The following is a 13,882-nucleotide window of genomic DNA, read 5'->3' as shown; positions in this document are numbered from 1 at the left end:
GCGCGGTCTCGGGCCCCCGGGGCGCGCGGGTCACTCGACCGGCCAGGTGTGCGCCGGAGCGTTCAGATGCATGTAGTCGATGTACTGCTGAGTCATCCGCCGCAGCGCGACGGGCCGGTCGGCGTGGATGACGTCGTGGAGGTGGTGGAACATCTCCGACTGCCACACCGCGCCGTTGCGGCCGGTGACGCACCGCTGCTCGATGATCCCCAGCAGCGGCTCCCGCCAGGCCGCGTCCATGCCCCCGCGCTCCAGACCGCGGTGGGCCAGCGGCAGCAGGCGCCGCAGCACCAGCTCGGTCACCGGGACCTCGCCCATCCCCGGCCAGTACAGCTCGGCGTCGATGCCGTGCCGGGCCGCGGTGTGCAGATTGTCCTCCGCGGCCGAGAACGACATCCGCGACCACACGGGCCGGTCCTCGTCGACCAGGGCCCGGGTCAGTCCGTAGTAGAAGGCACCGTTCGACAGTATGTCGGCCACCGTGGGGCCGGCAGGCAGCACCCGGTTCTCCACCCGCAGATGCGGCACGCCGTCGACGACGGCGTAGACCGGGCGGTTCCAGCGGTAGATCGTCCCGTTGTGGAGGGTGAGCTCGGCAAGACCCGGCGTGCCACCGCCCTCCAGCGTCTCCTGCGGGTCCTCGTCGTCGCACAGCGGCAGCAGCGCCGGGAAGTAGCGCGCGTTCTCCTCGAAGAGGTCGAAGACGGTGGTGATCCACCGCTCGCCGAACCACACCCTGGGCCGTACACCTTGCACCTTGATCTCGTCCGGACGGGTGTCGGTGGCCTGCTCGAACAGCGGGATACGCGTCTCGCGCCACAGCTCCTTGCCGAAGAGGAACGGAGAGTTCGCCGCCAAGGCCACCTGCACCCCGGCGATGGCCTGTGCGGCGTTCCAGTAGTCCGCGAACTCGTCCGGCGAAACCTGCAGGTGGAACTGCGTGCTGGTGCACGCCGCCTCCGGCGTGATCGTGTCCGCGTACGTCCTCAGCCGCTCGACGCCGTCCACCGCGATCAGCAGGTCCTCGCCCCGCGCGGCGAAGATCTGCTCGTTCAGCAGGTGGTACCGCGGATTCTCCGACAGCGCGGCCAGACCCACGTTCTTCAGCTCCAGCGTCGGCAGGATCCCGATCATGATCAGATGCGCGCCGATCGCCGCGGCCTTCTCCTCGGCATGGTTGAGCGCGTCCCGGATCTCCTGCTCCCAGGAGTCGGGGCCGCCCGCTGTGAGCCGACGCGGAGCGATGTTGATCTCCAGGTTGAACCGGCCCAGCTCGCTCGACCAGGAGGGATCCGCGATCGCCTCCAGGGCGTCCGTACTGCGCATGGCGGGCTCGGCTCCGGGGCCCACGAGGTTCAGTTCGATCTCCAGACCGACCTGCGGCCGCTCGAAGTCGAAGCGCGACTCACGCAGCATCCGCGCCAGCACGTCGAGGCACATGTGCATCTTGTTCCGGAACTGGCGACGGTCGTCACGGGTGAACACCAGCGCCGGGACATCGCGTCCCATTCGGGCCTCCCGAGTCTCCTCGGTACAGATTCCCACCTTCAGCGTCCCACTCCCCGCGCGCCGCAACCACCTCAGGTTGTTCTCCGGAGAGTTCCGGGGAAGGCGTACAGCGTCGAAGACAGGGCTCCACAGGAAAGGCAGAGGACCAGATGAGTGACGTCACCCGGCCCCAGGGCGCACCGCAGAGCATCCCGCCGAGCGACGAGGAGCTGGCCAGGCTCGATGCCCACTGGAGGGCCGCCAATTACCTGTCGGTCGGGCAGATCTACCTGATGGACAACCCCCTGCTGCGCAAGCCGCTGGAACCGGCCCACATCAAGCCGAGGCTGCTGGGGCACTGGGGCACCTCACCCGGGCTCAACCTCGTGCACACCCATCTGAACAGGGTGATCGCACAGCATGGACTCGACGCCCTGTGCATCTGGGGCCCGGGGCACGGCGGACCGGCCGTCCTCGCCAACTCCTGGCTCGAAGGCAGCTACAGCGAGGTGTACCCGGACGTGAGCCGGGACGAGACCGGCATGGCCCGGCTGTTCCGCCAGTTCTCCTTCCCCGGCGGCGTCCCCAGCCATGTCGCGCCCGAGACGCCCGGCTCCATCCACGAGGGCGGCGAGCTCGGCTACTCCCTGTCGCACGCCTACGGCGCCGCACTCGACAACCCCGAGCTGCTGGTCGCCTGCGTCATCGGCGACGGCGAGGCGGAGACCGGGCCGCTCGCCGCCTCCTGGCACTCCAACAAGTTCCTCGACCCGGTGCGGGACGGAGCGGTGCTGCCCGTCCTCCACCTCAACGGCTACAAGATCGCGAATCCGACCGTGCTCGCCCGGCTGCCGGAGGCGGAGCTGGACGAGCTGCTGCGGGGATACGGCCACGACCCCCTGCACGTCACCGGCGACGACCCGCTTCAGGTGCACCGCGCGATGGCCGGCGCGATGGACACCGCCCTCGACCGCATCCGAGACATCCAGCGGACGGCGCGCTCCGGCGGTCCGGCCCAGCGGCCGCGCTGGCCGCTGATCGTCCTGCGGACACCCAAAGGCTGGACCGGCCCCGCGCAGGTCGACGGTCTGCCGGTGGAAGGCACCTGGCGCTCGCACCAGGTCCCCCTGGCCGGCGTGCGGGACAACCCCGACCACCTGGCCCAGCTGGAGGCGTGGCTCCGCTCGTACGCCCCCGAGGAGCTCTTCGACGAGCGCGGCCGCCCACGGGCGGACGTCCTGGACTGCGTACCGGAAGGCCGGCGGCGGCTGGGCGCCACACCGCACGCCAACGGCGGTCTGCTCACCCGTGACCTGCCCGTGCCGCCGCTCGAACGTTACGCCGTCCCCGTCGAGGAGCCGGGCCGTAGCCGGCACGAGCCGGCCAAGGTCCTCGGCGACCTGCTGGAAGGCGTCATGGCCGCCACCGCCGACCGCCGTGACTTCCGGCTCGTCGGCCCGGACGAGACCGCGTCCAACCGCCTCCACGCGGTGTACGAGGCCAGCGGCAAGGCGTGGCAGGAGCGGACCGCCGACACCGACGAACACCTCGACCGGCACGGCCGGGTGATGGAGATCCTCTCCGAACACACCTGCCAGGGATGGCTGGAGGGCTATGTCCTCACCGGCCGCCACGGACTCTTCTCCTGCTACGAAGCCTTCGTCCACATCGTCGACTCCATGGTCAACCAGCACATCAAATGGCTCAGGACCGCGCGCACCCTGCACTGGCGCGCACCCGTCCCCTCCCTCAACTACCTGCTCACCTCCCACGTCTGGCGGCAGGACCACAACGGCTTCTCCCACCAGGACCCGGGCTTCGTCGACCACGTGCTCAACAAGAGCCCCGAAGTCGTCCGCGTCTACCTGCCGCCGGACGCCAACACCCTGCTGTCGGTGGCGGACCACGCCCTGCGCAGCCGCGACTACGTGAACGTGATCGTCGCCGGCAAACAGCCCTGTTTCGACTGGCTCTCCCTCGACGAGGCCCGCGTCCACTGCGCCAGGGGCGCGGGTGTGTGGGAGTGGGCGGGCACCGAGGACGGCACGCGGGAGCCGGACGTGGTCCTCGCCTGCGCGGGCGACGTCCCCACCCAGGAGGTGCTCGCGGCCGCCGGACTGCTCCGCGACCATCTGCCCGACCTCGCCGTACGTGTCGTCAACGTCGTGGACATGACCCGGCTCATGCCCCAGGGAGAGCACCCGCACGGCATGACCGACGCCGAGTACGACGCGCTCTTCACACCGGACAGGCCGGTGATCTTCGCGTACCACGGCTACCCCTGGCTGGTGCACCGCCTCGCCTACCGCCGGACCGGCCACGCCCACCTCCACGTCCGCGGCTACAAGGAGAGGGGCACCACCACCACGCCCTTCGACATGGTGGTCAGCAACGACCTCGACCGCTACCGGCTCGTCATGGACGTCATCGACCGTGTGCCGGGGCTCGGGGTGCGTGCCGTGGGCGTACGCCAGGCGATGGCGGACGCCCGTACCCGTCACCACGCCTGGATCCGTGAACACGGCACGGACCTTCCCGAAGTCGCCGACTGGGCCTGGATCTAGAGTAGATTCTGGAACCTGATTCCAATTCTGACGGGGCAGATCTTGGAGACATGGTGGAGCTGAGGGGGAGCGGAGCCGAGCCGCTGGAGGCGGAGGATCCGCCGCGGATCGGGGCGATTCCGCTGGTGGGCCGGCTCGGCGCCGGCGGCATGGGGCGGGTGTACCTCGGGGTCCACCAGGGCCGGTACGTCGCCGTGAAGCAGCTGCTGGCCTCGGTCGTCGGCGAGGACAAGGACTTCCTGCGCCGTTTCGGGCACGAGCTGGACAACCTCGCCCGACTGCCCGCCGAGACCACCGCACCGCTGCTGGCCGGCGACCGCACGGCGCGGCCGCCCTGGTTCGCCACCGCGTACGTCCCCGGCATCACGCTGAGGGAGGCCGTCGACCTGCACGGCGCTCCGCTGCCCGTGCCCGCGCTGTGGCTGCTGCTGCGGGAGGCGGCGGCCGGTCTCGCGTCGGTGCACGCGCTCGGGATGGTGCACCGGGACATCAAGCCGTCCAACGTCATGCTGACCCTCGACGGTCTCACCCTCATCGACTTCGGTGTCGCCCGCGCCGCCGAGCAGAGCCAGCTGACCAGGACCGGCATGGTCGTCGGCACGCCCGCCTACATGGCGCCCGAACAGGCCTCGGGGACGAAGGGAGTGAGCGGCGCCGCCGATGTCTTCGCGCTGGGCTCGGTGCTCGCCTACGCGGCGTGCGGGCGGCCGCCCTTCGGGGACGAGTCGGGGCACGGTGTGCTGTACCGCATCGTCCACGAGGAGCCCGACCTGGAGCCGTTGCGGGCTCTCGCGCCGGACCTCGCCGAGGTCGTCGCGGGCTGCCTCGCCAAGGACCCCGAGGCCCGCCCCAGCGCCGCGGAACTGCTCGAACGCGCCTCGCGACAGGGCCCGTTCGCCGCCTCGCTGTGGCCGGCAGCGATCAGCGAGCGGCTCTCCGAGCGGGCCGCGTTCGCCGCGGACGTACAGGAGGTCGACGTACCGACCCTCCCGCTCGCGGGCGAAACGCCGGAGCCGGAGCGGAAGTCCGAGCCGGAGCCGGAGCGGACGTCCGAGCCGGAGCCGAAGTCCGAGGCCCGCCCTGAAGGACCTGAGCGGCCTGAGCGAACCGAGCGTCCAGGGCGGCCCGAACGCCGGCGGCGTACGCGCGTCGTCCTCGCCGTCGTCCCCGTCGTCGTGGTCGCGGGTGGTACGACCCTCGTCGTCCAGAACCTGCCGCACACGTCGACCCCCGGAAACCAGGCAGGCAGCACCCCCTCCTCGGCGGTCTCGGCACCCGCCGACCCGACGCCGCCGACGAAGGGCGGCACCCCGCCCCGTACGGCGCCCCCGTCGCCGCCCAAGGACCAGGACAAGGGCCAGGACGCCGGCAAGGGCCAGAGCGCGGGAGCCGGCGGCGGGACCCAGGTGACGGCCGGCTCAGGCGCCGCGACCGGCACCCAGGACGGCTCCGGCGGCTCGGCCGGCTCAGGTCCCTCCGGAGGCTCCGGCGCCTCCACCGGCTCAGGCACCCCTGGCACCTCCACCGGCACGGGCGCCTCGGGGACCCCCGGCGGTGCCACGCCCACGGCCACGAAGCCCCCGACCTCCGGCACCTACCGCTACCGCAACGGCGACAACAACCGGTGCATCATCCAGGTCTACGGCTCCTCCGACCACGGGGCGTGCTCCGACTCGACCGCCCGGTGGACCATGCGGAGCGGGCCGGACGGTACCTTCAAGCTCGAGAACCGGCAGACCGGCGGATGCCTGTACTCCAACGGTCTCGGCCAGGCCGTCTTCGTGGGCGACTGCTCCGGGGACGCCAGCCGGCTGTGGAGCACGGGTCCGGGCGGCAGCCTGCGGGCCGAATACGGCGGCGGCTGCCTCGACCTGGGCATGAGCAGCGGCCTGGTGACGGCCTCGTGTGCCGGGGAGGCGTCGCAGCGCTGGACGAGGCAGAGCTAGGCCGCCCGGTGGACGCCCCGGCGCGACCGACCCGTCGCCGGGCGCCGGGCTTTGGGCCCGACCTCTGAAGATCCTCAACTCGCTTGTCCCACGCACCGGCACGGGCGGAGGATCGCCGCATGTTCGGAATCACGAAGCCGGAAGTGCAGACGATCGTGGTACGGGACGCCGACGGCATCGAGGCAGCCGTCCGCGAGGCGCTCGAGGGTGCCGCGCCGGAGGAGCGGGCCGGGCTTGAGCGGGCGCTGGCCATCGTGCGGGACGCCGTGGCCGTACCGCCGGAGCGGCTGCGCGCCCGCTGGGTGCGCGAGCGGCTCGACGTGGCGGGTGTGACCGGCCCGGCCGACTCGATCGCCGCGATCAAGGCGCTGCGTCAGGCGGCACCCGGGCTGAGCCTGACGGCCGTGGTGGAGCTGGCCACCTCTGCGAAGGCCGTCGAGGCGTCGGCCGACAGAGCCTAGGGGCGCGTCAAGAGGCCGGCGCGGTGGACCCGGCACAGGCCGGGCCCACCGCACCCGCGCGTCACGACGGAAGCCAGGTCCGCCAGGTGGCCTCGTTGGACTCGACCCACTTCCGGGCCGCCTCCCGCGGCGACAGCTTCTGCTCCGCGATCATCAGCGCCACGTCGTTCTGCATCTCGGTCGTCCACCGGAACTTCTTCAGGAAGGCGGCGGCGTCACCCCCGCCGTCCGCGAAGCGGGCGTTGAGGAACTTCTGCAGCGGCGTGTGGGGGTAGGCGCAGGCCACCTTCTTCGGGTCGGCGTCGCAGCCCTCCTTGTACGCCGGCAGCTTCACCTCCGTCATCGGGACCTTCTCGAACAGCCACTGCGGGTTGTACCAGTAGGTCAGGAACGGCTTCTTCTCCTTGGCGAACTGCTTGATCTGGGTGATCTGCGCCGCCTCGGAGCCCGCGAAGACGACCTGGTAGTCCAGGTCCAGGTTCTTCACCAGCGCCTTGTCGTTGGTGATGTACGACGGCGAGCCGTCCAGGAGCTGCCCCTTGCCGCCGCTCTCCGCCGTGCGGAAGGTGTCGGCGTACTTGTTCAGGTTCTTCCAGTCGGTGACGTCCGGGTGCTCCTTCGCGAAGTACGTGGGCACGAACCAGCCGATGTGGCCGGTCACCCCGAGATCGCCACCGCGCTTGATGGTCCCCTTGTCGTCGATGTACCGCTTCTCCTGCTCCGGGTGGCCCCAGTCCTCCAGGATCGCGTCCACCCGGCCCTGGCTGAGAGCGTCCCAGGCGGGGATCTCGTCGATCTGGACGGTGTCCACGCGGTAGCCGAGCTCCTGTTCCAGGAGGTACTGGGCGACGGCGACGTTGGCCTGCGCGCCGACCCAGGACTGCACGGACAGGGTCACCGTCCGCGAGCTCTTCGCGTCGGCGTACGGGGAGGCCTGCGTGGTCATGTCGGCGGCGCCGCAGCCGGTGAGGGCCGTCAGGGCGACGGCGGCGGCCAGAGCGGCGAAGCGCGTACGGGTACGCGCGCGGGTACGGGTGCGAGCCATCTCAGGCCCCCTTTCCGGCAGGGTCTCGGCGTTCCGTGGGCTGGGTGACCCGGTCGAGCATCAGGCCGAGGCCGACGATGGCCGCACCGGCGACGAGACCGGTCGCCAGGTCGCCCTGGGCGAGGCCGAAGACCGCGTCGTAACCGAGTGCGCCACCGCCCACGAGGCCGCCGATGACGACGACGGCGAGAACGAGGACCACGCCCTGGTTGACGGCGAGCAGCAACGCGGGCCGCGCCAGGGGAAGTTGCACCTGGAACAGCTGCTGCCGCCCGGTCGCGCCCAGCGAACGGGACGACTCCATGGCGGCCGGATCCACCGCACGCATGCCCTGTGTGGTGATCCGTACGACCGCGGGCAGCGCGTAGACCACGGCGGCGGCGACGGCCGGGGCGCGGCCGACGCCGAACAGTGCGACCACGGGGATGAGGTAGACGAACTGCGGCATCGTCTGGAAGACGTCCAGGACGGGGCGGAGCGCGCGGGCCAGCCGGGCGCTGCGGGCCGCCGCGATGCCGACGGCGAAGCCGAGCACCAGCGTCACGGCGACGGCGGCCAGCACCTGGGACAGCGTGTCGAGCGCCGGGTCCCAGACACCGAGCACGCCGATCCCGGCCATCGCGGCGACAGCGGTCGCCGCGGTGCGCCAGGTGCCGATGAGCAGGGCGAGCACGCCGACGGTCACCAGCACGGCCCACCAGGGCAGCCACTGCAGGCCGCCGCGGACCGGGTCGAGGACCCACGTGGTGAAGTGGCCGGCCCAGTCGGCGGTGCCGCCGATCACGGGCACGCCGGAGTAGAGGTGGGCGGTCATCCAGTCGACGGCCGTGTTGACCGTCGGCGCGATGTCCACCGTCCAGGCGTCGGGCCATCCGAGCCGGCCGGACAGACGCCCGGCCACGGCGACGGCGGCGGTGGTCACGGCGGCGACGGCCCAGCCGAGCCGGGCGTGGCGGGCCGGAGCCGCACCGATCCGCTCGCCCGCGGCGGCGGTGACGCGGTCGAGGACGACGGCGAGCAGCACGATCGGGACGCCCGCGGCGAGCGCCGCGCCGACGTCGACGGAGGCGAGCGCCTGGTAGACGCGGTCGCCGAGGCCGCCCGCGCCGATCACGGACGCGATCACGGCCATCGAAAGCGCCATCATGATCGACTGGTTGACGCCGAGGAGGAGTTCCTTGCGGGCCAGCGGCAGCCGGGCGGTGAGCAGCCGCTGCCGGGCGGTGGCGCCCATTGAGGCGGCGGCCTCCATCACGCCGGCGTCCGCGCCGCGCAGCCCGAGGGCGGTGAGCCGGGCCATGGGCGGGGCGGCGTAGACGACGGTGGCGAGGACGGCGGCCGGCACACCGATGCCGAAGACCAGCACGACCGGCAGGAGGTAGGCGAACGCCGGCAGCACCTGCATGGTGTCGAGGACGGGCCGCAGGATCCGGTGCGTACGGTCCGAGAGACCGGCGGCAAGTCCGAGGACCCCGCCCAGCGCGACGGACGCGCCGACGGCGACCACCATCAGGGCGAGCGTCTGCATGGTGGGCACCCACATGCCGAGCAGCCCGCACGCCCCGAAGGCGGCGACCGCGACCAACGCGAGCCGGGCGCCCGCCACACGCCAGGCGACCAGCCCGGCCGCGGCGGTGACGCCGGCCCAGCCGAGGGCGAGCAGCACCAGATAGACGGCGCGTACGGAGAGGACGACGGCGTTGCTGACGTGTCCGAGGCCGTAGAGGAACAGCGGGTGGCTGTCGCGGTTGTCGATGATCCAGTCGCTGGTGGTGCCGAGCGGTCCGGACAGGTCGACGGTGAGCGCGGCGGGCCAGCCGCCGCCGCCCAGGAGCAGGGCGCCGAGGACGAGCGCGACGACTGCTCCGGCCGCGATCGGCCGACGGCGGTCCCGGGCGAAGGCGCGCAGCGCACCGGTGGCGGTGGCGGTGGCGGACGCGGCCGGCTCGGTCGCGGGGCCCATGGGCGTGGCGGTGGCGGGCGGGACTGTGGCGGGCGTGCCGTTGGGGGTGACGGTGGCGGTCATCGGGCCCACCTCCGGACGCGGCGGTCACGGTGTGCCGGGCGGTCATCCGCTCCGAGGCGTCCACCGCGCGCCGAAAGGCGGTCATCGTGTGCCGGGTGGCCCGGCGGCGGCCAGGTCGTATGCGCGTACATCAGGCGGCCGCCTTTCCGGCCGGGGCCGCGACCCCTGCCACGACCCCCAGCAGGGCCGCCTGGTCGACCACGCCGAGGCAGCGGCCGTCCTGGACGACCCGCGCGGTCTCGCCCGTGCGGGCGACGGCCTCGATGGCCTCGTGGACGGTGGCGTCCGGGGCGAGCGCCGGGCCCGCCTCGGACTCGGTGGACCGCGCGGGGCGCATGGCCGCCCGGACGGTCAGGACCTGCTCGCGCGGTACGTCCCGGACGAAGTCGCGTACGTAGTCGTCCGCGGGCGAGCCTACGATCTCCTCGGGCGTGCCGAGCTGCACGATCCGGCCGTCGCGCATCAGCGCGATCCGGTCGCCGAGCCGCAGCGCCTCGCTCAGGTCGTGCGTGATGAAGACCATCGTGCGCCCCTCCTCGCGGTGCAGGCGTACGACCTCCTCCTGCATGTCACGGCGGATCAGCGGGTCCAGCGCGCTGAACGGCTCGTCGAACAGCAGGACCTCGGGGTCCACGGCGAGCGCGCGAGCCAGCCCGACGCGCTGCTGCTGCCCGCCGGACAGCTGGCCCGGCCGGCGGTGCTCCATGCCTTCGAGGCCGACCTTGGTGACGAACTCCGCCGCCCGCTCGCGCCGCGCGGCGCGCCCCACACCCTGGATCTCCAGCCCGTAGGCGACGTTGTCGAGCACGGACCGGTGTGGCAGCAGCCCGAAGTGCTGGAAGACCATCGCCGCCCGGTGCCGGCGCAGTTCGCGCAGCCGTCCGGCGTCCATCGACAGCACGTCCTCGCCGTCGATGGAGATCGTGCCCGAGGTCGGCTCGATGAGCCGGGTCAGGCAGCGGACGAGGGTCGACTTGCCGGAGCCGGACAGGCCCATGACCACGAAGACCTCGCCCTTGCGGACGTCGAAGGAGACGTCGCGTACGGCGGCGGTGCAGCCGGTGCGCGCGCGCAGTCCGGCCGCGTCGAGGGCGGCGAGCCCGGCGTCACCGGGGACGCGGTCGGCCTTCGGTCCGAAGACCTTCCACAGGTCGCGGACGGCGAACACGGAAGGGGGTGTATGCGGTGCGGTCGGAGTGTTCATCAGGCTTTACCTCCCAGTAGGTCCGCGCATTTCTCCCCGACCATGAGGACGCCGATCATCGGATTGACGGCGGTCATGGTGGGGAACACGGATGCGTCGGCGATCCGGATGCCCTCCAGGCCACGGATCTTCAAGTCGGGTGCGACGACGGCGAGTTCGTCGTCGACCGCACCCATCCGGCACGTGCCCGCCGGGTGGTAGACGGTGTGCGCGACCTTCCGCGCGTACTCACTGAGCTCCTCGTCGGAGGTCACCTCGGGGCCGGGGCAGACCTCCCGCTTCAGCCAGCCGGCCAGCGGCTCGCTCGCCGCGATCTCGCGGGCGATACGGATGCCGTCGACGAGGGTCCGGCCGTCGTAGTCCTCCGGGTCGGTGAAGTAGCGGAAGTCCAGGGCCGGCTTGACCTCCGGGTCGGCGCTCGTGAGGTAGAGCCGGCCGCGGCTGCGCGGCTTGGGGATGTTGGGGGTCATCGACACGCCGTGCGCGGGGCGTTCGTAGCCCAGGCGCTCGGGGTTGTCGGTGAAGGGGATCTGGTAGAAGTGGAACATCAGATCGGGCCCCTCCGCCTCCGGGTCGCGGCGGACGAACAGTCCGGCGTCGGAGTCCATCGCGGAGTTCTCCGGGATCGGCCCGTGGGTCTCCCAGACGATGACCGACTCGGGGTGGTCGAGGAGGTTCTCCCCGACGCCCGGCAGGTCGTGCACGACGGGAATGCCGAGCTTCTCCAGGTCGGCGCGCGGCCCGATGCCGGAGTGCAGCAGCAGCCGCGGGGTGTCCACGGCCCCGGCGCACACCAGGACCTCCCGCCGGGCCCGTACGACATGCTCGGCGCCGTCCTTGGTACGGATGTGCACGCCGGTGGCGCGGGTCCCCTCAAGCTCCAGCCGGAACGCCCAGGTCTCCAGGGCGATGTGCAGGTTCGGCCGGTCCAGGAACGGGTGCAGGTAGGCGACCGAGGCGGAGGACCGCTTGTTGTTCTCCGGGTGGTACGCGAGGTCGAAGAAGCCGACGCCCTCGTGGAACGGCTGCTTGTTGAACCCCTCGACGCGCGGCACGCCGAGCGCGGCCTGCGCCGCGTCGACGAAGTCACGCGCGATCGCGTTCCGGTCGGCCTCGTCGACGGGCACGACGTTGTTGCGCAGCTTGGCGAAGTACGGGTCCATGGCGGCCGCGTCCCAGCCCTCGGCACCGGCCTCGGCCCACTCGTCCCAGTCGGACGGCAGCGGCTTGAACGCGATGAGGGTGTTGTGCGAGGAGCAGCCGCCGAGCACGCGGGCGCGGCTGTGGCGGATGTGCGAATTGCCGCGCGGCTGCTCGGTGGTGGGGTAGTCGTAGTCCAGTTCACCGCCGAGCAGGCCCATCCAGCGGCGCAGCGTGAGCACGTCGTCGCGGCCGACGTCGCTGGGGCCGCCCTCGATGACGGCGACGGTGACGTCAGGGTCCTCGGTGAGCCGGGAGGCGATCACGGATCCGGCGGTGCCGCCGCCGACGACGACGTAGTCGTAAAGAGTCTGGTCGTTCATCATGCGCGGTCCTTCTCCGCTCGGCCCGCGAACCAGCGCACGGGGCGCGGAGCGAGGTTCTGGTAGATGTGCTTGGCCTCGCGGTACTCGGCGAGACCCGTGGGGCCCAGCTCGCGGCCGGTGCCGGACTTCCCGAAGCCGCCCCACTCCGCCTGCGGGAGGTACGGGTGGAAGTCGTTGATCCACACGGTGCCGTGGCGCAGCCGCCCGGCGACCCGGCGGGCGCGGCCCGCGTCGGAGGTCCACACGGCTCCGGCGAGGCCGTACTCGGTGTCGTTGGCGAGGGCGACGGCCTCGTCCTCGGTGCGGAAGGTCTCGACCGTGAGGACGGGCCCGAAGATCTCCTCGCGGACGACACGCATCCGGCGGTTGCAGCGGTCGAGGACGGTGGGCCGGTAGAAGAAGCCGGGGCCCTCGGGCTTCTCGCCGCCCGCGCGCAGGACCGCGCCCTCCTTCAGCGCGGAGGCGACGTACTCCTCGGTCCGCGCCAGCTGGGCGGCGGAGACCAGCGGGCCGCACTCGACACCCTCGTCCGTGCCGCGTCCCAGGCGGATCAGCTCGGCCCGGCGGGCGAGTTCGGCGACGAACCGCTCGCGCAGCGACTCCTCGACGATGAGCCGGGAGCCGGCGGAGCAGACCTGACCGCTGTGGATGAACGCGGCGTTGAGCGCCTGGTCGACGGCGGTGTCGAAGCCGTCCGGGGTCGCGCAGGCGTCGGCGAAGACGACGTTGGGGTTCTTGCCGCCGAGTTCGAGGGCGACCTTCTTGACGGTGTCGGCGGCCGCGCGGGCGACCTTCGTACCGCTGACGAGACCGCCGGTGAACGAGACGAGGTCCACGTCGGGGTGTTCGGCGAGCCGGGCGCCGACGGTGGCGCCGGGGCCGGTGACGATGTTCGCGGCGCCCAGCGGCAGCCCGGCCTCCATCAGCAGCTCGATCAGCGCGACGGTCGTCAGCGGGGTGATCTCGCTCGGCTTGATCACGAACGTGTTGCCGGCGGCGAGCGCGGGGGCGATCTTCCAGCTGGCCTGGAGCAGCGGGTAGTTCCACGGCGTGATCAGGGCGCAGACGCCGACGGGCTCGTGTACGACGACGCTGTGGATCTCGTCGGAGCCGGCGTCCACGACCCGTCCGCCGCTCTCGTTCATGACGAGATCGGCGAAGTAGCGGAAGGCGTCGCGGACGCAGTCGACGTCGACGCGGCCCTCCTCCAGGGTCTTGCCGGCGTCCTGGCTCTCCAGCGCGCCGATCCGCTCGCGGTCGCGCTCCAGGAGGTCGGCGACGCGCCGCAGGAGCGCGGCGCGCTCGGCGACCGGTGTACGCGGCCAGGCGCCGTCGTCGAACGCGGCACGTGCGGCGGCCACGGCGTCGTCCGTGTCCGCGACACCGCCCTCCGACACGACCGCGAAAACGGTCGCGTCGACGGGGTCGATGATCTCGCGCGTGGCGCCGGAGGCGGCTGCTCGCCACTCTCCGCCCACGTGGATGGTCTGTTGTGCTGCGGACACGTCGCGTATGGCCTTTCGTTCCTTGATCCCCCTACCGGGCGGTCCCGGCGATCTGGCCGCCTGCCCCGGACCGCAAGAACCATGCGCAAAAGCTCACTGAGAGTGATCTGTTTCACT

The 13,882-nt window shown here is 72.1% G+C and carries 9 protein-coding genes; 3 read left to right on the top strand and 6 right to left on the bottom strand.

Translation table 11 applies throughout. The annotated features are described in order from the left end of the window. Positions 1–30: 30 nt before the first annotated feature. Entirely contained in the window at positions 31–1,509 is a 1,479-nt protein-coding gene (locus IEZ01_RS25180) for a glutamate-cysteine ligase family protein (protein WP_019884223.1), read from the bottom strand. A gap of 149 nt (positions 1,510–1,658) precedes the next feature. Between IEZ01_RS25180 and IEZ01_RS25175 the strand changes: the two genes are divergently transcribed. The 3 genes from IEZ01_RS25175 to IEZ01_RS25165 all read left to right on the top strand — a co-directional run bounded on the left by IEZ01_RS25175 (position 1,659) and on the right by IEZ01_RS25165 (position 6,459). Next, a complete protein-coding gene (locus IEZ01_RS25175) occupies positions 1,659–4,052 on the top strand; it encodes a phosphoketolase family protein (protein ID WP_019884222.1) in 2,394 nt (797 codons plus the stop codon). A gap of 50 nt (positions 4,053–4,102) precedes the next feature. Beyond that, on the top strand, positions 4,103–5,998 hold the full coding sequence (locus tag IEZ01_RS25170) for a protein kinase domain-containing protein (protein WP_189203910.1): 1,896 nt from the start codon (positions 4,103–4,105) through the stop codon (positions 5,996–5,998). Positions 5,999–6,117: 119 nt separating this feature from the next. Next, a complete protein-coding gene (locus IEZ01_RS25165) occupies positions 6,118–6,459 on the top strand; it encodes a hypothetical protein (protein WP_019884220.1) in 342 nt (113 codons plus the stop codon). A gap of 61 nt (positions 6,460–6,520) precedes the next feature. On the opposite strand, the gene IEZ01_RS25160 is transcribed toward IEZ01_RS25165, so the two are convergent. From IEZ01_RS25160 to IEZ01_RS25140, 5 genes are all read right to left on the bottom strand, one after another. Then, positions 6,521–7,504, bottom strand: coding sequence for an ABC transporter substrate-binding protein (locus IEZ01_RS25160; protein ID WP_019884219.1), 984 nt, complete (start codon positions 7,502–7,504; stop codon positions 6,521–6,523). Position 7,505: 1 nt separating this feature from the next. Then, entirely contained in the window at positions 7,506–9,530 is a 2,025-nt protein-coding gene (locus IEZ01_RS25155; RefSeq protein WP_189203908.1) for an ABC transporter permease subunit, read from the bottom strand. A gap of 130 nt (positions 9,531–9,660) precedes the next feature. Beyond that, complete coding sequence (locus IEZ01_RS25150) at positions 9,661–10,734, bottom strand: quaternary amine ABC transporter ATP-binding protein (protein WP_028797227.1); 1,074 nt, start codon at positions 10,732–10,734, stop codon at positions 9,661–9,663. After that, on the bottom strand, positions 10,734–12,257 hold the full coding sequence (locus IEZ01_RS25145) for a GMC family oxidoreductase (protein ID WP_019884216.1): 1,524 nt from the start codon (positions 12,255–12,257) through the stop codon (positions 10,734–10,736). The genes IEZ01_RS25150 and IEZ01_RS25145 overlap by 1 nt, the downstream gene beginning before the upstream one ends. After that, a complete protein-coding gene (locus tag IEZ01_RS25140; RefSeq protein WP_189203905.1) occupies positions 12,257–13,765 on the bottom strand; it encodes an aldehyde dehydrogenase family protein in 1,509 nt (502 codons plus the stop codon). The genes IEZ01_RS25145 and IEZ01_RS25140 overlap by 1 nt, the downstream gene beginning before the upstream one ends. Between the last annotated feature and the right edge of the window lie 117 nt (positions 13,766–13,882).

The sequence above is a fragment of the Streptomyces purpureus genome (assembly GCF_014648195.1).
Lineage (GTDB): Bacteria > Actinomycetota > Actinomycetes > Streptomycetales > Streptomycetaceae > Streptomyces > Streptomyces purpureus.
The sequence above is the reverse complement of the archived record's forward strand: the minus strand, read 5'-3'. Positions and strand labels throughout refer to the sequence as shown.